Source organism: Ruegeria sp. R14_0 (assembly GCF_017743975.1).
Taxonomy (GTDB): domain Bacteria; phylum Pseudomonadota; class Alphaproteobacteria; order Rhodobacterales; family Rhodobacteraceae; genus Ruegeria.
The window spans coordinates 175988-196493 of record NZ_JAGHRC010000002.1 but is presented as its reverse complement, the minus strand read 5'-3'; the positions used below and the strand labels follow the sequence as shown (position 1 = coordinate 196493).

Sequence of the window (20506 nt, the reverse complement as noted above, 5' to 3'; positions counted from 1 at the left end):
GACTGATCAGAAACCGGCGCCGGAGAAGCTTTGAGGGGCGGAGTCAATCACTACTACCTGTTTGTTCTGGATCGTGGCAACGGCCAGACCGCGTTCGTTCGTGCCGTCAGACCGCAAGCGGAAGATTCCGCCAACACCCTGGAAACCGGCGTTCTGTGTCAATGCCGAAGCGGTCAGCGCGTCGGATTTGCCCTGGCTGACCAGCGCCGCAATCGCAGCAATTCCGTCATAGGCCAGACCGCTGATCGGGTGCGGGGCCTCACCATAGGTGTTGTTATACCGTTGGCGATACGCCTGCGCCTTGGACGGGTCAGGCAGGGCGAACCAACCACCCTGTACGCCGGGCAGTTCCAGCGTTTGAGCCGGGATGTCCCACCGTGTCAACCCGATATACTGCGTTGTCGACGGCGAGACTCCGGCCTCAGGCAAAAGCTGCGAAAACAGCGGTAGCGCCCCGGCCGTTGTGGCTGTCAGGAACAATGAGTCCGCGCCCGCCGCATCCACGGTCGATTTGACGGTTGGAACCGAGTTGATCACACCTTGCTGCGAGCGGTCATACCCGACGGTTCCTGCGTTGCCGACACGGCTGCTGCTCAGCGCATTGGCAATGGCCGATTGTCCAAGTTGTCCGGCCGAGTCGTTGCTGTGAACGATGACCATACTGGACTTGCCTTGCGATCCGGCGAAGTTGACCAGACGGTTTGCCGTGTTCTGGAAAGTCGGACCAAGCACAAAGACGTTGCCGCCTGCGATGCTTGTGTTGTTCGAGAAAGACAGAACGTTGACGTTGTTGCTCAGCACGGCCAATCCGGCCGAGTTGGCTGCCTGTGCATAGACCGGGCCCAGAATGACCTTCGCTCCGTCGGCCACCGCGCGCTGCGCAACTTCGGCCGCCGTGTTCGAACTGCCGCGGGTGTCATAAACGCGCAGATCAATCTGGACATTCTGCAGATCGGCCATCGCCAGACGCGCCGCGTTTTCTAGGCTGCGGGCCAGAGCTGCATCCCCGGAATTGCCCGACCCTGCTGGGACCAAAAGGGCAACCGGAACGGGTTTGGATGTGTTGATCGAGGGGCCTCCGCCCAGATTTCCGGGCTCACATGCGGCCAGCAACGCGGCGGTGGCAAGAATAGCAGCGGATTGCGCCAGCTTGCGAACGGGCTTGCAAACGGTAAACATCTAAATGAGAACTCCCTGTCCCGGCGGCTTGGGGTACCACCAATCTGTTAGGCCGCGATAATAAACGTCACGCTGTGAGGGTCCAGCTTTGAATTTCCAAAAAGTAAGATTGGGCGCTGGCCTGTATTTTGTTGCCACTCCGATCGGTACAGCGCGCGATATCACGCTCAGGGCGCTGGATGTGCTGGCATCGGCGGACGTAATCGCCGCCGAAGACACGCGCAGCTTGCGCCGGTTGATGGAGATTCACGGCGTCCCTTTGGACGGACGCCGAATCCTGGCGTATCACGATCATAGCGGCGCGGGTGCACGCGGGAAAATCCTGGAGGCGCTGCGCGAGGGTAAGTCCGTCGCGTATGCTTCTGAGGCTGGCATGCCGCTGATCGCTGATCCGGGTTACGATCTTGGGCGGCAAGCAGCCGAGGCGGGCCACACGGTGACATGTGCCCCCGGACCATCCGCTGCGCTGATGGCGTTGACGCTGGCGGGGTTGCCCACGGATGCGTTTTTCTTTGCAGGCTTCCTGCCCAATGCCTCCGGCGCCCGCCGATCGCGGATCGAAGCGTTGCGGGGCGTGCCCGGGACATTGGTGTTTTACGAGTCGCCAAAACGCGTTTCGGCTTGCCTGTCTGATCTGGCCGATGTGTTGGGTGGGAACCGGCAGGCGGCAATGTGCCGGGAGCTGACCAAGAAATTCGAAGAGGTCCGACGTGGGTCGTTGGAGGACCTGGCGGCGGGGCTACAAGATCAAACCGTCAAAGGAGAGATCGTTGTACTCGTGGACCGGGGTCATTCGGAAACTGTTAACGAATCCGACATAGAAGAGGCGTTGAAACGAGCCTTGGAAACCCATTCGGTTCGGGATGCGGCGGATCTGGTTTCTGAAATGTACAAACTACCGCGCCGCCCGATTTACCAGAAGGCTCTGAAACTGGGAAAGGGATGACATGACTGCACGATCCGTCAAAAGCTCGGTGTCGTATCATGCTGGGCAAGCGGCGGAGCAGCAGGTCGCATCCGATTATGAGCGTCGAGGTTACTCCATTGCCCATCACCGTTGGCGGGGTGCTGGCGGTGAAATTGACTTGATCGTGCGTGGTGCGGACGAGGTGGTCTTTGTCGAGGTCAAGAAAAGCCGCAGCTTCGATGTCGCTGCCCACCGGATCAACCGTCGTCAGATGGATCGGATTTGCGCCTCAGCCGCTCAGTTTCTTGAATCCGAACCCAACGGGCAACTGACGAATGTCCGCTTTGATGCCGCTTTGGTGGATGGCGCAGGCGCTGTTCAAATCATCGAAAACGCGTTCGATTTGGGCTGATCCCCATTGAACCGCCAGCGCGGCTGGGCCATGTATCGGGCGTGAAGCTAAGGGACACGCCATGAAAATCGCCTTTCAGATGGACCCGATCGGGGCCGTGGACATCAATGCCGACAGCTCATTCCGACTGGCCGAAGAGGCGCAGGCGCGCGGGCATTCGCTGTTTTTCTACAGCCCTGACCAATTGGCCTATCAAGAGGGCCGGATCACCGCACGTGGACAGGACATGAAGGTTCAACGCATAGCTGGCAACCCAGCTGAGCTGGGACCGGAACGCGAAGTTGATTTGAGCGAGTTTGACGTGATCTGGTTGCGTCAGGATCCTCCGTTCGACATGCACTACATCACGTCCACCCATCTGCTGGACCGCCTGAAAGGGCAAGCACTGGTGGTCAACGATCCGTTCTGGGTGCGGAACTATCCCGAGAAACTGCTGGTGCTGGATTTTCCTGACCTGACGCCGCCAACGACCATCGCGCGCGATCTGCAGACCATCAAGGCGTTCAAGCAAAAACATGGCGATGTCATCCTGAAACCGCTTTACGGCAACGGTGGCGCTGGGGTTTTCCGATTGGATGCCAATGACCGCAACCTGACGTCTTTGCACGAGCTGTTCACCGGTTTCTCGCGTGAGCCATTAATCGTTCAGAAGTTCCTGCCGGACGTGAGCAATGGCGACAAACGCGTGATCCTCGTCGATGGTGAAGCCGTGGGCGCGATCAACCGGGTGCCCGCCAAAGGTGAGACGCGTTCGAACATGCATGTGGGTGGTCGGCCCGAGAAAATCGGTCTGACGGACCGCGATCTTGAAATCTGTGCCGCGATTGGTCCTTTGTTGAATGAAAAGGGGCAGGTCTTTGTGGGCATCGACGTGATCGGCGACTACCTGACCGAGATAAACGTGACCTCTCCGACGGGTATCCAAGAGCTTGAGCGTTTCAACGGTGTGAATGTCGCCGAAAAGATCTGGCAGGCGATCGAAGCCAAACTCTAAAGTGCTGCCTTGGCGCTGATGCGAAAGCTCAGCGCCTCGGCCACATGGGGGCGGCGAACCTCGGCAGCACCTTCCAGATCTGCAATGGTCCGCGCAACCCGAAGGATACGGTGGAAGGCGCGCGCGGATAAGCCGAACCGCTCGGCAGCCCTGACCAACAGCTCTTTGCCTTCGGGATCGGGGGCGGCAACTTCCTCAAGCAACTTGCCTTCGACATCAGCGTTCTGACGGACGTCTGATACCTCTTGAAAGCGTTCGGCCTGGATGCTTCGCGCCTGTTCTACGCGTGCCGCAACGGTCGCCGAGCTATCGCCGGACGGCGGCAGATCCAGATCTGTGAACCCGACCGGGGGCACCTCGATCCGCAAGTCAAACCGATCCATGAGCGGACCAGAGATACGGCTCAGGTAGTCTTCGCCACATACAGGCGCGCGGGAACAAGCGCGGGCCGGGTCGGTCAGATATCCGCACTTGCAGGGATTGGCTGCGGCGACCAGCATGAACCGGCACGGGTATTTTACATGCGCGTTGGCCCGCGCCACCATGACCTCGCCGGTTTCAATCGGTTGGCGCAGGGTTTCCAGAACCGTGCGTGGAAACTCGGGGAACTCGTCCATGAACAGCACCCCGTTATGGGCCAGTGATATCTCACCGGGTTTTGCACCCCGGCCACCTCCGACAATCGCGGCCATGGATGCGGTGTGGTGCGGTTCGCGGAATGGGCGGCTGCGGCTGATCCCGCCCTCATCCAACAGCCCGCACAGGGATTGGATCATCGAGGTTTCCAGCGCTTCGGTCGGGGTGAGCGGTGGCAGAATGCCGGGTAATCGGGCGGCCAGCATGGATTTGCCTGAACCGGGCGTACCGGTCATGATCAGGTGGTGCCGGCCGGCCGCGGCGATTTCCAAGGCGCGCTTGGCACGTTCCTGCCCTTTGACGTCGCGCAGATCACGCGCGCTGGGTTCTAGCGTGACTTCGCCCGGTTGCGCAGCAGGCAAGGGAGATTGGCCCGAGAAATGCCGCACGACATCACCCAACGACCCGACCCCGATCACCTGAGTTGCATCGACCCACGCCGCTTCGGCGCTGGAGGCACGGGGGCAAAGCAACGCCCGATCCTCGGTCGCAGCGGTCATGGCTGCGGGCAGGGCACCAACCACCGGGACCAACGAACCGTCCAGCGACAGTTCGCCAAGCGAGACGGAACCTTCGGCAGCGTCGGGTGGTATGATTTCCAGCGCTGACAGCAGGGCCACTGCGATTGGCAGGTCGAAATGGCTGCCTTCTTTTGGCAGATCGGCGGGGGAGAGGTTGATCGTGATCCGCTTGGACGGCAGTGCAATCGCCATCGAGCTGAGCGCGCTGCGCACACGATCTCGTGCCTCAGAAACTGCCTTGTCGGGCAGCCCAACGATGGAAAACGCGGGCAGACCCGGTGAGACGGCGCATTGAACTTCAACCGGGCGAGCTTCTACGCCTTGAAAAGCAACTGTGTGGGCGCGGGCGACCATGAACGACCTTTTTGGTTAACAGGTCGTTGCTGCCACGGTCACGGTTTAAGAATCGTTAACAGCTCCGATCATGGTCGAGAATTTTGGCCACGCTCCGGGGTCTGCGACGGTTTTGTCCCGGCAGAAGCGGTTGCAGAACCCCCAGCGTTGACCGTCAAGTTCAAGGACATCGGCCACAGGTTTCCCCGAATAGGGGCAAGCATCGTTGATCGCCGCGTTGCCCTGAACAGATTTGGCCCGGGATACTCCGCCAATCGGCCAGGGTTCGGACGGTAGATCCATTGCGTAAGGGAACGGCTCGTAGCGCACCGTCAGCCCCATCGCGCGCCATTGGCGCACCGACAGATCCGAAAGCAATTCAATGCAATACGCGCGATTTGCGTCTGAGACCGGCAAACCATACCCGATGATCCGCGCCGCGACTGGCGTGTAGAACACGTCCGCCAACGAATACTGTCCGAACAATGGGCCGCTGGCCTTGCCGGAAACACTCCGAGCATGGGCCCAGAGAGCTTCGATCCGGCCCAGATCGGTGCGCGTTTCGGGCGATGGCTCAAACCCTTGCCAGCAGTGTTTCAGTTGCATTGGGCACTGGCCGCGCAACGCGGTGAATCCGGCTACCATTTCCGCGCAAAGCCACCGTGCGGTTGCGCGCGCAGCGGGGTCGTCCGGCCACAATCCTGCCTCGGGGTGCAATTCGGCCAAGGTTTCAGCCATAGCAAGGCTTTCGCCCACGACCGTACCATTTGGCAAGCGTAGAGCCGGAACGAGTCGAGCCGGAGCGAGGGGTTTCATATCCACAGCCATCGTGCCGGAATACAGCCCGATCATATAAGATCGATAGGGCAGGCCGAACTTTTCCAGCATCAGCCATCCGCGCATAGACCAGCTGGAAAACAGGCGGTCCCCAATAAACAAATCATAGGTCATGACAGGACGATGCCGCGTTGCGCGTGTTCAGTAAAACTTTGATTTGTGCTGGGCCGTATCACGGAAGGTGATTGATCCGCTCAACAGACCAGTGCTTTCCGTGATGTGTGATTTCGGTGACCGACAGGTTGTCGATACGGTGACTAAAGGCTTCTTGTGCGTCGACGCCAAGCGCGCGTTGCACCTGTGTCAGGATCACACCAAAATGCACAACGATCACAAGGTCGCGCCCGGTGTGCTGTGCGATAAGCCGGTCGACGGCCCCATCCACCCGAGCGCGAACCTCGTTCCAGCTCTCGCCGTTCGGGGGGCGCACATCGCCGGGATTGTCCCAGTAGGCAAAGGCAAGCTCGGGGTCTTCGGCTTCGATCTCTTTGAAGCCGCGCAACTCCCACGCGCCAAAGTTGATTTCGCGCAGCTCGGGCTGATGCGGCAGTCGGTGTCGGGTTCCCTGAATGGCCGAGGCGGTCTGATCAGCGCGGCTGAGATCAGAGGAAATGACAATCGCTTCGGCGGGCAAATGGTCATGCAGCCGGGCAATGGCCGCGCGGTCGCTTAAGTCAGCCGGCAGGTCGGACCAGCCGACCATCGTTTTAGCGTGGGTCGGGCCGTGGCGGACAAGGTGCAAGCGGGTCAATCCAGGCGTCCTTTCAGAACCAAGGGCAAGCCTGCAGTGACCTGAACCACTATGTCAGCTTCCGCCGCCAAGGCGATGTTCAACCGCCCTTGGGCCTCGCGGAACTGGCGGGACAACGCATTGTCGGGGACAATCCCGTGCCCGACCTCGTTCGAAACGATGACGACCTGCGCCGGACACTGCCGCAGGGACTGAAGCAGGGTAGTTTGGGCTTGTTCCAGATCGCTTTCGGCCAACAGATGATTGGTTAACCACATGGTGGCGCAGTCGATCAGGCAGGCGCTGTTGGGCGGCAGAGTCGCCAGTGTCGGACCGAGGTGCAGAGGGGCTTCGATCGTCTCCCAACCTTTGCCGCGCTGCGAAACATGGCGCTGAACCTTATCTTTCATCTCGTCATCAAACACTTGTGATGTCGCGAGATAGATCCGTTTTTTCCCTGAAGAAACAATAAGCTGTTCGGCAAAAGCCGACTTTCCCGAGGCCGCCCCGCCCAACACAAAGGTTAAATCCGGATCCACTATTATTACCTTTCATGTGATCCACCCGGTTCTGTTTTGCGTATCGGTCATAGGTCGGCAAAGCAACCCCGGCCCGCGCCTGTGAAAAGGGGAGATTTCAATGGCACTGGACAATGCGAACGACTTCTCGATGTCCCGGCAAGCGATGAAAGCCGAGCTTCTGGACGCGGAAACCGAATTACAACTTGCATATGCGTGGCGGGATGACCGCGACGAACAGGCGCTGCATCGTTTGATCACGGCCTATATGCGGTTAGCTATTTCAATGGCGGCGAAATTCAAACGTTATGGCGCGCCGATGAATGATCTGATCCAAGAGGCGGGTCTGGGTCTGATGAAGGCTGCTGACAAGTTTGATCCGGACCGCGGCGTCCGCTTTTCGACATATGCGGTCTGGTGGATCAAAGCGAGCATTCAGGATTATGTGATGCGCAACTGGTCCATGGTGCGCACGGGGTCGACCTCTTCCCAGAAATCCCTGTTCTTCAACATGCGACGTGTTCAGGCCCGGCTTGAGCGGGAAGCCGCGACCGAGGGCATGGATCTGGACCGGCACCAGTTGCACCAGATGATCGCCGCTGAGATCGGCGTGCCGTTGCGCGACGTTGAAATGATGGAAGGCCGCTTGTCCGGGTCCGATTTCTCTTTGAACGCTGTGCAATCGGCGGATGAGGATGGTCGGGAATGGATCGACGCGCTGGAAGATGATCGCGAACAGGCTGCCGAAACGGTCGAAAACAGCCACGATACCGAACAATTGCGCGAATGGCTGCTCACGGCGATGAAATCGCTGAATGATCGCGAAAGATTTATCGTACGCGAACGCAAGCTGCGCGAACCGGCGCGGACCCTTGAAAGCCTTGGCCAGGAACTCGGGTTGTCGAAAGAACGCGTCCGTCAACTTGAGGCCGCGGCCTTTGTGAAGATGCGCAAGAACCTTGAAGCCCAGTCTCGTGAGGTGCAACACTTCATCGCATGAGACACCTTGCGATTCTGCTTTGCGCACTTGTGGTTATGGCGTCAACGGGCCATGCCGAAGACCTTATACCTGACGACGTTCTGGCCTCTATGACTTCGGCGGACGTCGTCATTTTGGGTGAAATTCACGACAACCCCCAGCACCACGTCATTCAGGCCGAGGCATTGAAGGCCATCAACCCGTCGGCTGTCGTTTGGGAAATGGTGACAGAAGAAGGCGCGCAGCGACTTGCGGACAAGGCGGTGTCCAATCCCGAAGAGCTTGCCCGTATCCTGAAATGGATTGAATCCGGCTGGCCGCCTCTCAGCATGTATTACCCGGTGTTCCAGGCATCTGACGCGCCCGTCTATGGCGCGATGGTCCCGCGTACGGCTGCGCGGGCCGCGATGGAGCGTGGTGCTGCCACTGCGCTGGGCGCGGATGCTGCGCGCTATGGCCTGACGGTTCCTTTACCCCGAGACGAGCAAGCAGAACGCGAAGCGGATCAGTTGGCGGCCCATTGCGACGCGATCCCTGAAAGTGCCCTGCCGCAGTTGGTCGCCATCCAAAGGTTGCGCGATGCGGTCTTGACCCGGTCGATATTGCGCGCCACCGACGAAACCGGTGGGCCTGTGGCCGTGATCACGGGTAACGGGCACGCCCGAAAAGACCGTGGTATTCCCACGTTTATGTCCCGCCTGCGTCCGGGTTTGAACGTCTTTGTTCTGGGCCAGTCCGAGGATGGCGCAATAACCGGAGAATTCGACGCGGTGCTCGACAGCCCCGGCATTGAGCGCGAGGACCCCTGCCAGGCTTTTCAGACACAGAATTAACCGCTGGAACTGTCCCTTGGCCTTGCCTAATGTCGGGGCCGACCGGGACGGGAAGGGCACGACATGCTGGCATCGAAACGCATTCTGTTGATTATCGGCGCAGGAATCGCGGCCTATAAATCGCTGGATCTGATCCGGCGATTGAAAGAACGCGGTGCCTCGGTGACGCCGGTGTTGACCCGTGCTGCCGAAGAGTTCGTGACCCCTTTGTCCGTGTCCGCTCTGGCCGGTGAGAAGGTATACCGCGATTTGTTTGACCTGACGGATGAGGCCGAGATGGGCCACATCCAGCTGTCGCGCTCTGCTGACCTGATCGTCGTCGCCCCGGCAACGGCGGATATGATGGGCAAGACGACGTCTGGATTGGCCAATGATCTGGCCTCGACCCTGTTGATGGCAACGGACGCGCCCGTTCTGTGCGCGCCCGCGATGAATGTGCGCATGTGGGATCACCCCGCGACCCAGCGCAACCTCGCGCAACTGCAAGCCGATGGCATCCGTTTTGTCGGCCCGAATGAAGGCGACATGGCCTGCGGCGAATACGGCCCTGGCCGGATGTCCGAACCGCTTGAGATTGTGGCAGCGGTTGAGGCCGCTCTGGGCGACGGCCCATTGAAGGGCAAGCGTGTTCTTGTCACCTCTGGTCCGACGCACGAACCGATTGATCCGGTACGTTACATTGCCAACCGGTCCTCTGGCGCGCAGGGTACGGCGGTGGCACGGGCATTGTCCGCGCTGGGCGCTGACGTGGTGTTTGTCACCGGGCCAGCGGACGTTCCGCCGCCCGAGGGCGTTCAATTTGTTCGCGTCGAGACCGCGCAACAGATGTCGGACGCCGTGGACGCTGCTTTGCCGGTCGATGCGGGCGTCTTTGCCGCTGCAGTGGCCGATTGGCGGATGGCAACGGCTTCGGACAAGAAACTCAAGAAAAGCCGCGATGGCCTGCCCGTGCTCGAGTTTGCTGAGAACCCGGACATCCTTAAACGGATATCAAGGCTAGAGGCCGGACGGCCCTCGCTGGTCGTTGGTTTTGCGGCGGAAACCGACAATGTGATCGAACACGCCACGGCAAAACGGGCGCGCAAAGGGTGCGACTGGATCGTGGCCAATGACGTCAGCCCGGCAACGGGTATCATGGGCGGTTCGGAAAACGCGGTTACGCTAATATCTGACGATGGGGCCGAGGAATGGCCGCGCATGGGCAAGGATGCCGTGGCGCAACGTCTGGCACAAAAGATCGCCGACGCTTTGAATAGCTGAACAAGAGGGACCGAATGGTAGCAATTCGTGTGATCCGCGACGAGGGGGCCGACCCGGCGATTGCCTTGCCGTCTTACGAAACGACCGGAGCAGCCGGGGCTGATGTCCGCGCGAACCTGCCGGATGGCGCGTCCATCACTCTCGAGCCGGGTCAACGCGCTTTGGTTCCCACAGGGTTGCGGATCGAAATTCCCAACGGGTACGAAGTGCAGGTGCGACCCCGGTCTGGCCTTGCATTGAAGCACGGCATCACTCTGCCCAATACGCCCGGCACAATCGACAGCGATTATCGGGGGCCCTTGGGCGTAATATTGCTGAATGCGGGTCAGGAAAGCTTTGAGATTGCGCATGGCGAACGTATTGCGCAACTGGTCGTCGCCCCTGTGGTGCAGGCCACGTTCGAACCTGTTGAGGTCCTCAGTGACACGGACCGTGGCGCAGGCGGCTTCGGCTCGACCGGGCGCGGCTGATGTTTCTTGTCCTGATCCTTGCCGCCGGTTTGTGGGGCGTTGGCTATCTGGCCGGAGTATCCCGGACCGCTCGTATCGTGTCGGTCAGCGTATTGTTGGCCGGAGTGCTGATCATACAGCTGACATTGCCGGATGGGCATCCTCTGCGCGAGGCAACTGGCGGATCTGCGGCGTTGTGGCTGATTTTGGGCGGCACCGCGGTTTTGGTGCTGATCTATGGCAGGGTGCTGCAGGCACTGCGTAATCGCGCAACCCCACAGACAGCGGACGAACCCGATGCGCCTTCCGACAAGTTCTCGGAAACCGAGCTGGAACGATATGCCCGCCATATCGTTCTGCGTGAACTGGGCGGACCGGGTCAGAAAAAGATGAAGCAGGCCCGCGTGCTGGTGATTGGCGCGGGCGGGCTTGGTGCTCCGGCACTCCAGTATCTCGCAGCGGCTGGTGTGGGCACGATCGGTGTGATCGACGATGATGTTGTGGAAAACGCCAACCTGCAGCGCCAGGTGATCCATCGCGATGCCGATATCGGGATGCCAAAGGTGTTCTCGGCACAGCAAGCCATGCAGGCGCAGAACCCCAATGTGGTCGTGCTGCCCTATCACCGCCGTTTGAACGAAGAGATCGCAACAGACTTGTTCGGCGATTTCGACCTGATCCTCGATGGCACCGACAATTTCGACACCCGCTATCTGGCGAACCGAACAGCCGTCGCATTGGGCAAACCGCTGATCTCGGGTGCCTTGTCGCAATGGGAAGGACAGCTGAGCGTCTTCGACCCGACCAACGGTGCCCCCTGTTATCAGTGCATCTTCCCCGAAGCCCCGGCTCCGGGTCTGGCCCCGTCCTGCGCCGAAGCCGGCGTGATCGGTCCGCTGCCCGGTGTGGTCGGGTCCATGATGGCGGTCGAAGCGATCAAGGTGATCACCGGGGCAGGGCAGGCCCTGAGGGGCGAGATGTTGATCTACGATGCGCTCTATGGCGAAAGCCGCAAAATCACGCTGACCCGGCGTTCGGACTGCCCCATTTGCGGGACGGCCAAGTCTTAGGCGCAACCGCCGCGCGCCTGCGCGCGGCCCGGCCCAACCCTGCCAAGGCGCATCTTTGATGCGCGCTGCAGGGGCGGGAGACCCTGTTCGCTACGGCTGTGGCATCTCCAAATCTTCGCCTTTTTCGCGGCCATATTCAGGGCGACCTCTGGACCATCCTGTTCCCGCTCCCTAGCTTGACCAGCAAAGGAGATCCGCATGACCAACCCGATCCTGTCCGACTGGACCACGCCGTTCGAAATCGCACCTTTCGCCGAAATTTCGGATGAGGATTTCGCGCCCGCGTTGGAACAGGCCATGGCCGCCCACAACACGCAGATCGACGCGATTGCAAATAGCCCTGAACAGCCCAGCTTTGCCAATACGATCGAAGCGCTCGAAGCGGCGGGCGAGCAGATGGACAAGGTGCTGTCTGTGTTTTTCACTGTTGCAGGGGCAGACAGCAATGCGAAGCGGGAAGAGCTGCAACGCGAATTTTCTCCAAAGCTGTCGGCGCATTTCTCAGGGATATCGTCGAACAAGGCACTGTTTCAGCGCGTGGCCGATCTTTGGGCGCGCAAGGATGAGCTGGAGCTGACGGAAGAACAGGCTCGCGTTTTGATGTTGACCCATCGCGGGTTTGTCCGGGCAGGCGCGGCGCTGGAAGGCGCAGATGACGACCGCATGCAAGACATCAAATCGCGTTTGGCCTCGCTGGGAACCTCCTTCACTCAAAACCTGCTCGCCGACGAGCGCGATTGGTACATGGACCTGTCTGAGGGTGACCTGGAAGGGTTGCCCGATTTCGTCGTGAATGCCGCCCGCGCCGCCGGGGAAGAGAAGGGCGCAGATGGTCCCGTGGTCACCTTGTCCCGGTCCCTGATCGTGCCATTCCTGCAATTCTCTCCCCGTCGCGATCTGCGTGAGAAAGCCTACCGCGCCTGGACCGCGCGCGGAGCCAATGGCGGTGAAACTGACAACCGCGAGATTGCGGCAGAGGTTCTGAACCTGCGGGAAGAACGGGCCAAACTGTTGGGCTACCCCAATTTCGCAGCCTACAAGCTGGAAACCGAAATGGCGCGCACGCCGGACAGAGTTCGTGATCTGTTGATGCAGGTTTGGGAGCCAGCCAAGAAAAGAACGGATGCGGATGCGGAAATCCTGACCGCAATGATGCAGGACGATGGTGTCAACGGCCCGCTTGAGGCTTGGGACTGGCGCTACTACGCCGAGAAACGCCGCAAGGCCGAACATGATCTGGATGAGGCGGCGCTGAAGCCCTACCTCCAGCTCGACCGAATGATCGAGGCGTCTTTTGCCTGCGCCAACCGCCTGTTCGGCCTGGAGTTCGCGCCATTGGACGTGCCGCTGTACCATCCGGATTGTCGTGCATGGGAAGTGACGCGAGATGGTCAGCATATCGCTGTGTTCATAGGCGATTACTTCGCGCGCGGATCGAAACGCTCAGGCGCGTGGTGCAGCGCAATGCGGAGCCAGGCGAAGTTCCCCGAGGTGCAGGCCCCTATCGTGATCAACGTCTGCAACTTTGCCAAAGGCAACCCGGCGCTGTTGTCCTATGACGATGCACGCACATTGTTCCACGAATTCGGTCACGCCCTGCATCAGATGCTGTCCAACGTGACCTATGAAAGCATATCGGGCACCAGTGTTGCGCGCGATTTCGTGGAATTGCCCAGCCAGCTTTACGAACACTGGCTGGAAGTGCCCGAAGTGCTGGCTGAGTTTGCTACGCATGCTGAGACCGGCGAACCAATGCCGCAGGAAATGTTGGAGAAGGTTTTGAAAGCCGCAAACTTCGATCAGGGGTTCCAAACGGTGGAATACGTGGCCTCGGCGCTGGTTGACTTGGCGTTCCACGATGGCGCGGCACCAGCCGATCCGATGGCAAAACAGGCTGAGGTATTGGCTGAAATCGGTATGCCGCAAGCCATTAGGATGCGACACGCCACACCGCATTTTGCGCATGTGTTTGCGGGCGACGGGTACAGTTCGGGCTACTACAGCTATATGTGGTCCGAGGTCATGGACGCGGACGCCTTCGCTGCTTTTGAAGAGGCTGGCGGAGCTTTTGACCCGGACCGCGCCAAGGCGCTTGAAGAAAACATCCTTTCCACCGGTGGTTCCCGCGAGGCGGAAGACCTCTATCTGGCCTTCCGCGGGCGTTTGCCGGGGGTTGAGGCGCTGTTGAAAGGCCGTGGGCTAATCGCGGCTTAGTAGCCCAGAGAACGGTCAACGAGGTGAAGGAAGGGTTTGCCTTCCTCCCCTCGGATGATGTTCTGACAGATGACCTGCGCCGCAGTGACTGGGCGGGTTTCCGACGCGATATGCGGTGTGACAGTGACCTTGGGGTGCGCCCAGTATGGGTGTTCCGCAGGCAGAGGTTCCACGCGGAACACGTCCAGTGTCGCATGACCGATCTGACCTACATCCAACGCGGCCAGTAAGGCGTCGTCATCGATCAGCGGGCCACGACCGGGGTTGATGATCCGCGCGCCTTTGGGCAGCAAGGCCAGCGTGTCTGCGTTCATCGCGTTTTCGGTGGCGGGGGTGTCGGGCAGCAGCAAAACCACGATCTCGGCACTGGACAACGCGGTGCGCAACCCTTCGGCTCCGTGCAGGCAGGTTACTCTGGGGATATCCTTTGCGGTACGGCTCCACCCCGTCACGTTGAAGTTCAGCGCGGCGAGCGCTCGCGCAGCAGCCTCACCCAACGCACCCAAACCCAGCACGCAGACATGCCGTTGGGTCGCAAGCGGCGGGGCATCAGGGGCCCAAACGCCGTCCTGGACTGTGATATAGCGATCCATACCCAGGTGATAGCGCAGCACCTGTCCGACCACCCATTCCGTCATGCCCTGCATCAACCCGTCATCCACCATCCGTGCCAAGGGAACGGTCAGCGTGTCATTGCCCGCGATTTTCTCGACCCCGGCCCACAGGCTCAGAACCGCTTTCAGGCGTGTAAAGGGCGAGAAGTCCAGCAATCCACTGGCGGGGGAATAGACCACGTAATCGACCTGATCCGGTTCAAAATCGGTCGCGAGGTGGAAGTCCAGACCGGCTTGGGTCAGACCCTCGGACAGCAGCGGTTCATACACGGGCCATTGTTCAGGGCGCGCGGAAAACAGGACGTTTACTGGCATGAAGGGCCTTTCAGATTAACGGGGGCGGTGGATATGCGCGCTTTGGACGATACCGAAGGCTGCCATCAAAACCAGCATGGCCGAACCGCCATAGCTGACCATTGGCAGGGGTACACCCACAACCGGTGCTAAGCCCATGACCATCGACATGTTGACCGCAAAGAACAGGAAGAAGTTCAGCGCAATGCCCAGCGTTACCAGCGACGAAAACCGGTCTTTGGTGGCCAGAGCCGTGACCATGCAGAAGATGATGATCAGCGCGTAAAGGACCAGCAGGGTGATGCCACCGACAAATCCGAACTCTTCGGCCAGCGTGGTAAAGATAAAATCAGTGTGTTTTTCGGGCAGGAAGTTCAGGCGCGACTGAGTGCCCTGCATGAACCCGCGCCCGTTCCAGCCTCCCGAACCAAGTGCGATTTTGGACTGCGTAATGTGATAGCCAGCCCCCAGCGGGTCGGTCGAGGGATCAAGGAACGTGTCGATGCGGCGGAACTGGTAGTCCTTGAGCAATTGCCACTCGGTCCCGCGGCTGTTGAACACCGTCGCTATCAACCCGACAACGGCGGCGATAACGGCCGCGAAATAGGCCCAGTGGACACCGGCCAGAAACATCAGGCCCCCGCCTGCCGCCAGCAACAGGATCGATGTCCCAAGATCAGGTTGCTTGAGGACCATGGCCGTCGGGATCAGGATCAGGGCCACCGGGATCAAGACCCAAAGCGGGCGCGAGGTTTTGTGCGAAGGCAGCCAGTCGTAATAGGCCGCCAAGACCATGACCAGCGCGACCTTCATCACCTCAGATGGCTGCAATCGCATGAAGCCAAGGTCGATCCATCGCTGCGCGCCCATACCGATGGTGCCGAACAGCTCCACAAAAACCAAAAGGACAATCGAGCCCAGATAGGCCAGAACCGACATGTTGCGCCAGAACCAGATCGGCACCAGCGCGATGATGAACATCACAGTCAAGCCCAGCCCGAAACGCTCCAGTTGCGGTTCGGCCCACGGCATCCACGACCCACCCGCGACAGAGTACAGCATCAGGAAGCCAGCGCTGGCGACGCTGATCAATAACAGCGTCAGCGGCCAGTTCATAAACAGGAACTTGCGAAACCCGGTCGGCGTAGATTTGACGGCATACTCAAGATAGCTCATGCGCGGTCCTTTTCGGACGGGCGCGCTTTGGGGCGGCGGTCGCCTTCAAGCCGTTTTTGCTGTTCCTTGATGCGCTCGCGATCAGCGACTGGATATGCCTCAAGCGGCGGCGTGCCGTTATAAAGCGCCTGCAGCATGATATCGCGCGCGACCGGGGCCGCGGCCTTGGAACCGCCGCCGCCGTGCTCGACCACAACCGCAATGGCGTATTTCGGATTGTCATAGGGTGCATAGCTGACGAACAAGGCGTGGTCGCGCCGTTCCCAGGGCAGATCTTCATTGCGGATCACACCGGCCGCACGCTCGGCCTTGGTGATGTTGCGCACCTGGCTGGTTCCGGTCTTGCCCGCCATACGCAGATCATCGGCGATGATGCGGCTGCGATACGCCGTGCCGCCCCGGTCATTCGAGACCGAGAACATCGCTTTGCGCACCTGTTCCAAATTGGCTGGGTTGACGTCCAGCGGCTCGCCCGCGCCCGAGGGTTCTTCGATACCGTTCACGGACCGAACCAAGCGTGGTTTCACGGCCCGGCCCGTAGCGATACGCGCAGTCATGACGGCAAGCTGCAGCGGTGAGGCCAGCATAAACCCTTGCCCGATCGAAGCATTGGCGGTGTCACCCACCAGCCAGCTTTCCCCGTGAACCCTCTCTTTCCAAGCCTGATTGGGTGCCAGACCCGCCGCGACGGCGGACATCGGGATGTCGTGCTTGACACCCAAGCCGAACTTGCGCGCCATTTCCGAGATATTGTCGATTCCGGTGCGCAGTGCCACATCGTAGTAATAAACGTCGCAGCTGCGTTTGAGTGACAGGTTCAGGTCCACCGTTCCGTGCCCACCGCGCTTCCAGCAGTGGAACCGGCGGCTGCCGACTTTCAGGTGACCGGGGCAATAGACCGTGTTGCCAGGGCCGACCACGCCGGCCTCAAGCGCGGCCATCGCGGTGATCATTTTGAAGGTCGATCCGGGCGGATAGGTTCCCTGCACCGTCTTGTTTGCAAGCGGACGATACTTGTCATCCGTCAGCGTGCGGTAATCCGCGACCGAGATGCCGCGTACAAACAGATTGGGGTCGAAACTGGGGGCCGAACTGATCGCCCTTATGTCTCCGGTTTCACAATCAATGACGACTGCAGCAGCGCTTTCACCGGCCAGGCGCGCTTGGGCATATTGCTGAAGGTCCGCATCGACGGACAATTGCAGATCGGCCCCGGCCTCGCCCTCTTGCCGGTCAAGTTCGCGCATGACGCGGCCCGTTGCGTTGACCTCGACCCGCTTTGCGCCTGCTTTGCCGCGCAACATACTTTCTTGTTTGGCTTCCAGCCCGACCTTGCCGATCTGGAACCGTGGAATGCGCAGAACAGGCTCGGGGTCTTCGATCTGGCTGAGGTCATAGTCGCTGACGGGCCCGACATAACCGACCACATGGGCAAAATCCTCGTACCGGGGGTAGAGGCGCGCGGTGCCGACCTCGGGCGTGACGCCAGGCAGGGCAGGCGCGTTGACGGCGACTTTCGAAATATCCTCCCACGTAACCTGATCGGCCAGCGTGACGGGCAGGAACGGAGCGGATCGGCGCATTTCGGTCTTGGCGCGATCAATTTCATCCTGTGTAAGAGGGATCAGCTCGGAAAGTTTGGCAATGACCTTGTCGACATCACCCGCGTCTTCGCGGACCATCACAATGCGATAAGACTGCGTGTTCTGGCCAATGATCTGGCCGGTGCGGTCATAAATGCGACCGCGCGTCGGTGGGATCAAGCGAATGTTGATCCGGTTTTCCTCGGCCAGCAGGCGGTATTCGTCAGCCTGATCCACCTGCATAAACCGCATGCGGGCCGCCAGACCACCGATGAAAGCCGCCTGCAGCCCGCCCAGGACCAAAGCCCTGCGGGGCAGGCGCTTGTAGGCCAGGCCCTGGCTTTTTGGCTTACGCTGTTTCATGCCCGCGCTCCTCCGGTGACAGAGTCGGACACCGACACGCGCCGGACGCCAAACACGTTTTGGCTGAGAAGAACGAACAGAGGATAGACTGCAATTGTCAAAACCACTTGCACCACCACCGGGCCCAATGCCGCTTGTTGTACGGACAGAATAGCAAGAATGACGCGGTTCAAAAGGAAAACCCCTGTGATCACCACAGCGGCACTTGTCCATTCGGCGACAAAGCCCGCATCCCGCATCCCCGGCGCGGCCGAGCGCAGATAACCGGTTCCCAATACGACAAGGGCGGCCAACAGCCCTGGGGGACGCTGCAACAGCAGGTCCGCCATCAACATCACTGCCGCAACAAGAAGGATCGGAACATAGTCGGGTTGGCGCAAAACCCAAACGAATGTCATCGCGATCAGAAAGTCAGGAAATGGCCAGCGATCGGGCTGCGTGTCCAGCGGCAGAAGATGCAGGAACATGATCAGCACCGCCAGAAAAAGGTACAGCGCCCGCATGATCCAGATATGCGAGATTTGCCTATCCATCACCTGTCTCCGACGGGGTCAGGGCGGCTTCGGGTCGGCGGGGCCCGACAATGTCACCCGGATCGGTGATCACGGGGGCCGAATGAAAGCGCAGTACTCGTAGGAATTCGAGCCGTTCGAAATCTGCCGACAAGCGCACGCGCAGGCGCCCCCCGGGGTCTTCGGTGATCTGGCCAATCAGCAGACCGCCGGGGAACACGCCGCCATCGCCCGAGGTCACAACGCGGTCACCCGGGCGGACCAGTTCACGGTTCTCAAGGAATTCGACTGACGGGGACTGGGTGTTGTCGCCGGTGATCAAGGCGGTCTGGCCGGATGGTTGTATCGTGGCTGGAATCGCGCTGGAGGCATCTGTCATCAGGATCACCCGCGCGGTGTCCGGGCCAACACCCGAGATGCGCCCAACGACACCAATCCCGTCCATTGTGGCCCAGCCATCGCGAATACCGTCCCGCTCTCCTACGTTCAGCAGGACAGACTGGCGGAACGGCGAGCCGCTGTCTGCCATCACAACCCCGGTGATGTAGGTCAGGCGCGGGTCCAGACGGACATTGTTCAGGTCCAGCAGTCGGGCGTTTTCCTGTTCAAGTTGCAGCGCCGCTTCTTTCCAGGCGCGCATGATACGCAATTCGCTGCGCAGTTCCTGGTTCTGGGCGCTGAGCCGTTGGTAGCTTTGGAAATCGCGTACCAGATTGACGGCGGCGGTGACCGGGACCATGGCCCATTCCATCGAGGGCACAACACGGTCTACGACTTGCGCACGAAACCGTTCCACGCGCGGGCTGTCGATCCGCCAGATCAGAAAGATGCCGAGCAGACACAACACGACGATCCCCAGCAACAGGCGGCGCAAGGGGGTCGTGTATTCATCGCGCTGTGATCGGTCTTTTGCCACAGGTAACCTTCCCGTGCTGCTCGTGCCGAATTTACCCTATTTGGTAAAGGGTGCGCGCCTTAGCTTTCGTAGTCAATCGCGTGGCGCAGTTGTTTTTCGTATTCCAGCGCCTTGCCGGTGCCCAAAGCCACACAATTCAGGCTTTCATCGGCAATCGACACGGCCAGACCGGTCTGTTCGCGCAAAGCAAGGTCCAGATCGCCCAGCAGCGCGCCGCCACCGGTCAACATCACGCCCCGGTCCACGATATCCGCCGCCAGATCGGGTGGCGTGGTTTCCAGCGCGGTCATCACCGCCTCGCAGATCTGCTGGACCGGTTCCGACAGGGCCTCGGCCACCTGGGCCTGGCTGATTTCGATTTCCTTGGGCACACCGTTCAACAGGTCGCGGCCACGGATATGCATCGACTGGCCGCGGCCGTCATCGGGCATACGCGCGGTACCGATGGTGGTCTTGATCCGTTCGGCGGTAGATTCACCGACCAGCAGGTTCTGCTGACGACGCAGGTACGAGATGATGGCCTCGTCCATCCGGTCTCCACCAACACGGACCGAGCGGGCGTAAACGATGTCGCCCAACGACAGGACGGCAACTTCGGTTGTACCACCGCCGATATCGACAACCATGTTGCCGGTCGGATCAGTGATCGGCATCCCCGCGCCAATTGCGGCGGCAATCGGTTCGGCAATCAGGCCAGCGCGGCGCGCGCCTGCTGACAGAACCGACTGACGGATCGCCCGCTTTTCGACCGGAGTCGCGCCATGGGGGACGCAGACAATGATTTTGGGTTTCGAGAAGGTCGAACGTTTGTGCACTTTGCGGATGAAGTGCTTGATCATTTCCTCGGCGGTGTCGAAGTCTGCAATTACGCCTTCACGCATCGGGCGAATGGCTTCGATCGAACCGGGGGTTCGGCCCAGCATCAGCTTGGCATCCTCGCCCACGGCCAGAACCTTTTTCACGCCGTCCTTGACGTGATACGCGACGACCGAAGGTTCAGACAGGATCACACCGCGTCCCTTGACATAAACCAGCGTGTTCGCTGTCCCAAGGTCGATAGCCATGTCCGCTGTGAACAGGCCGCCCAGATTGCCAAAGATCCCCATGTTTCCCCTGATCCTGTATGTCGGTTTTTCTACTGCCCGCGACTCGACGGTTCCGGGACGGATGACTTAT

The 20506-nt window shown here is 60.2% G+C and carries 20 protein-coding genes; 9 read left to right on the top strand and 11 right to left on the bottom strand.

Annotated elements, in window-relative coordinates:
- Positions 1-6: 6 nt before the first annotated feature.
- Positions 7-1179, bottom strand: coding sequence for a penicillin-binding protein activator (locus tag J7416_RS07000; protein ID WP_209224020.1), 1173 nt, complete (start codon positions 1177-1179; stop codon positions 7-9).
- 88 nt (positions 1180-1267) lie between these two features.
- Here J7416_RS07000 and rsmI point away from each other — a divergent pair, with 88 nt between their 5' ends.
- The 3 genes from rsmI to gshB all read left to right on the top strand — a co-directional run bounded on the left by rsmI (position 1268) and on the right by gshB (position 3492).
- Positions 1268-2125, top strand: a complete 858-nt coding sequence (gene rsmI, locus J7416_RS06995) for a 16S rRNA (cytidine(1402)-2'-O)-methyltransferase (protein WP_209224019.1) — start codon at positions 1268-1270, stop codon at positions 2123-2125.
- Between the two features lies 1 nt (position 2126).
- A complete protein-coding gene (locus J7416_RS06990; RefSeq protein ID WP_209224018.1) occupies positions 2127-2498 on the top strand; it encodes a YraN family protein in 372 nt (123 codons plus the stop codon).
- Positions 2499-2559: 61 nt separating this feature from the next.
- Positions 2560-3492 carry a glutathione synthase gene (gshB, locus tag J7416_RS06985; protein WP_209224017.1) on the top strand — a complete coding sequence of 311 codons (933 nt, stop codon included), beginning with the start codon at positions 2560-2562 and terminating at the stop codon, positions 3490-3492.
- On the opposite strand, the gene J7416_RS06980 is transcribed toward gshB, so the two are convergent.
- From J7416_RS06980 to cobU, 4 genes are read right to left on the bottom strand one after another with little or no spacing between them, the layout of a single operon-like run.
- Positions 3489-5003, bottom strand: a complete 1515-nt coding sequence (locus J7416_RS06980; RefSeq protein ID WP_209224016.1) for a YifB family Mg chelatase-like AAA ATPase — start codon at positions 5001-5003, stop codon at positions 3489-3491. The genes gshB and J7416_RS06980 overlap by 4 nt on opposite strands.
- 45 nt (positions 5004-5048) lie before the next feature.
- Positions 5049-5933, bottom strand: a complete 885-nt coding sequence (locus J7416_RS06975) for a glutathione S-transferase (protein ID WP_209224015.1) — start codon at positions 5931-5933, stop codon at positions 5049-5051.
- A gap of 58 nt (positions 5934-5991) precedes the next feature.
- Positions 5992-6570, bottom strand: a complete 579-nt coding sequence (locus tag J7416_RS06970; protein ID WP_209224014.1) for a histidine phosphatase family protein — start codon at positions 6568-6570, stop codon at positions 5992-5994.
- The gene (gene cobU / locus J7416_RS06965; RefSeq protein WP_209224013.1) at positions 6567-7088 is read right to left on the bottom strand and encodes a bifunctional adenosylcobinamide kinase/adenosylcobinamide-phosphate guanylyltransferase; all 522 of its coding nucleotides are present in this window, start codon (positions 7086-7088) and stop codon (positions 6567-6569) included. The genes J7416_RS06970 and cobU overlap by 4 nt, the downstream gene beginning before the upstream one ends.
- A 100-nt stretch (positions 7089-7188) precedes the next feature.
- Between cobU and J7416_RS06960 the strand changes: the two genes are divergently transcribed.
- From J7416_RS06960 to J7416_RS06935, 6 genes are all read left to right on the top strand, one after another.
- Positions 7189-8067, top strand: a complete 879-nt coding sequence (locus J7416_RS06960; protein WP_170427070.1) for an RNA polymerase factor sigma-32 — start codon at positions 7189-7191, stop codon at positions 8065-8067.
- On the top strand, positions 8064-8879 hold the full coding sequence (locus J7416_RS06955) for a ChaN family lipoprotein (RefSeq protein WP_209224012.1): 816 nt from the start codon (positions 8064-8066) through the stop codon (positions 8877-8879). Before J7416_RS06960 ends, J7416_RS06955 begins: the two co-directional genes overlap by 4 nt.
- A 63-nt stretch (positions 8880-8942) precedes the next feature.
- Entirely contained in the window at positions 8943-10139 is a 1197-nt protein-coding gene (gene coaBC, locus J7416_RS06950) for a bifunctional phosphopantothenoylcysteine decarboxylase/phosphopantothenate--cysteine ligase CoaBC (protein ID WP_209224011.1), read from the top strand.
- Positions 10140-10153: 14 nt separating this feature from the next.
- The gene (gene dut / locus J7416_RS06945) at positions 10154-10609 is read left to right on the top strand and encodes a dUTP diphosphatase (protein ID WP_209224010.1); all 456 of its coding nucleotides are present in this window, start codon (positions 10154-10156) and stop codon (positions 10607-10609) included.
- Positions 10609-11658, top strand: coding sequence for a molybdopterin-synthase adenylyltransferase MoeB (moeB, locus tag J7416_RS06940; protein WP_209224009.1), 1050 nt, complete (start codon positions 10609-10611; stop codon positions 11656-11658). Before dut ends, moeB begins: the two co-directional genes overlap by 1 nt.
- A gap of 198 nt (positions 11659-11856) precedes the next feature.
- A complete protein-coding gene (locus tag J7416_RS06935) occupies positions 11857-13872 on the top strand; it encodes a M3 family metallopeptidase (protein ID WP_209224008.1) in 2016 nt (671 codons plus the stop codon).
- Here the strand turns inward: J7416_RS06935 and J7416_RS06930 are convergent.
- The 6 genes from J7416_RS06930 to J7416_RS06905 are packed head-to-tail and all read right to left on the bottom strand — an operon-like array spanning position 13869 to position 20436.
- On the bottom strand, positions 13869-14801 hold the full coding sequence (locus tag J7416_RS06930) for a glyoxylate/hydroxypyruvate reductase A (protein WP_209224007.1): 933 nt from the start codon (positions 14799-14801) through the stop codon (positions 13869-13871). The genes J7416_RS06935 and J7416_RS06930 overlap by 4 nt on opposite strands.
- A 15-nt stretch (positions 14802-14816) precedes the next feature.
- Positions 14817-15956: a rod shape-determining protein RodA gene (gene rodA, locus J7416_RS06925; RefSeq protein WP_209224006.1), complete on the bottom strand. Its 1140-nt coding sequence runs from the start codon at positions 15954-15956 to the stop codon at positions 14817-14819.
- On the bottom strand, positions 15953-17902 hold the full coding sequence (mrdA, locus tag J7416_RS06920) for a penicillin-binding protein 2 (RefSeq protein ID WP_209224005.1): 1950 nt from the start codon (positions 17900-17902) through the stop codon (positions 15953-15955). The genes rodA and mrdA overlap by 4 nt, the downstream gene beginning before the upstream one ends.
- A complete protein-coding gene (locus J7416_RS06915; RefSeq protein WP_209224004.1) occupies positions 17899-18435 on the bottom strand; it encodes a rod shape-determining protein MreD in 537 nt (178 codons plus the stop codon). The genes mrdA and J7416_RS06915 overlap by 4 nt, the downstream gene beginning before the upstream one ends.
- Positions 18428-19330 (bottom strand): rod shape-determining protein MreC, encoded by a 903-nt coding sequence (mreC, locus tag J7416_RS06910; protein WP_209224003.1) that lies wholly within the window; start codon positions 19328-19330, stop codon positions 18428-18430. The genes J7416_RS06915 and mreC overlap by 8 nt, the downstream gene beginning before the upstream one ends.
- 59 nt (positions 19331-19389) lie before the next feature.
- Positions 19390-20436 (bottom strand): rod shape-determining protein, encoded by a 1047-nt coding sequence (locus J7416_RS06905; RefSeq protein WP_039523195.1) that lies wholly within the window; start codon positions 20434-20436, stop codon positions 19390-19392.
- Positions 20437-20506 lie beyond the last annotated feature (70 nt).

Coding starts and splice junctions, on each gene's coding strand:
- J7416_RS07000 (WP_209224020.1), bottom strand. CDS start 1,179: ATGTTTACCGTTTGCAAGCCCGTTCGCAAGCTGGCGCAATCCGCTGCT.
- J7416_RS06990 (WP_209224018.1), top strand. CDS start 2,127: ATGACTGCACGATCCGTCAAAAGCTCGGTGTCGTATCATGCTGGGCAA.
- gshB (WP_209224017.1), top strand. CDS start 2,560: ATGAAAATCGCCTTTCAGATGGACCCGATCGGGGCCGTGGACATCAAT.
- J7416_RS06980 (WP_209224016.1), bottom strand. CDS start 5,003: ATGGTCGCCCGCGCCCACACAGTTGCTTTTCAAGGCGTAGAAGCTCGC.
- J7416_RS06975 (WP_209224015.1), bottom strand. CDS start 5,933: ATGACCTATGATTTGTTTATTGGGGACCGCCTGTTTTCCAGCTGGTCT.
- J7416_RS06960 (WP_170427070.1), top strand. CDS start 7,189: ATGGCACTGGACAATGCGAACGACTTCTCGATGTCCCGGCAAGCGATG.
- J7416_RS06955 (WP_209224012.1), top strand. CDS start 8,064: ATGAGACACCTTGCGATTCTGCTTTGCGCACTTGTGGTTATGGCGTCA.
- coaBC (WP_209224011.1), top strand. CDS start 8,943: ATGCTGGCATCGAAACGCATTCTGTTGATTATCGGCGCAGGAATCGCG.
- dut (WP_209224010.1), top strand. CDS start 10,154: ATGGTAGCAATTCGTGTGATCCGCGACGAGGGGGCCGACCCGGCGATT.
- moeB (WP_209224009.1), top strand. CDS start 10,609: ATGTTTCTTGTCCTGATCCTTGCCGCCGGTTTGTGGGGCGTTGGCTAT.
- J7416_RS06935 (WP_209224008.1), top strand. CDS start 11,857: ATGACCAACCCGATCCTGTCCGACTGGACCACGCCGTTCGAAATCGCA.
- J7416_RS06930 (WP_209224007.1), bottom strand. CDS start 14,801: ATGCCAGTAAACGTCCTGTTTTCCGCGCGCCCTGAACAATGGCCCGTG.
- rodA (WP_209224006.1), bottom strand. CDS start 15,956: ATGAGCTATCTTGAGTATGCCGTCAAATCTACGCCGACCGGGTTTCGC.
- mrdA (WP_209224005.1), bottom strand. CDS start 17,902: ATGAAACAGCGTAAGCCAAAAAGCCAGGGCCTGGCCTACAAGCGCCTG.
- J7416_RS06915 (WP_209224004.1), bottom strand. CDS start 18,435: ATGGATAGGCAAATCTCGCATATCTGGATCATGCGGGCGCTGTACCTT.
- J7416_RS06905 (WP_039523195.1), bottom strand. CDS start 20,436: ATGGGGATCTTTGGCAATCTGGGCGGCCTGTTCACAGCGGACATGGCT.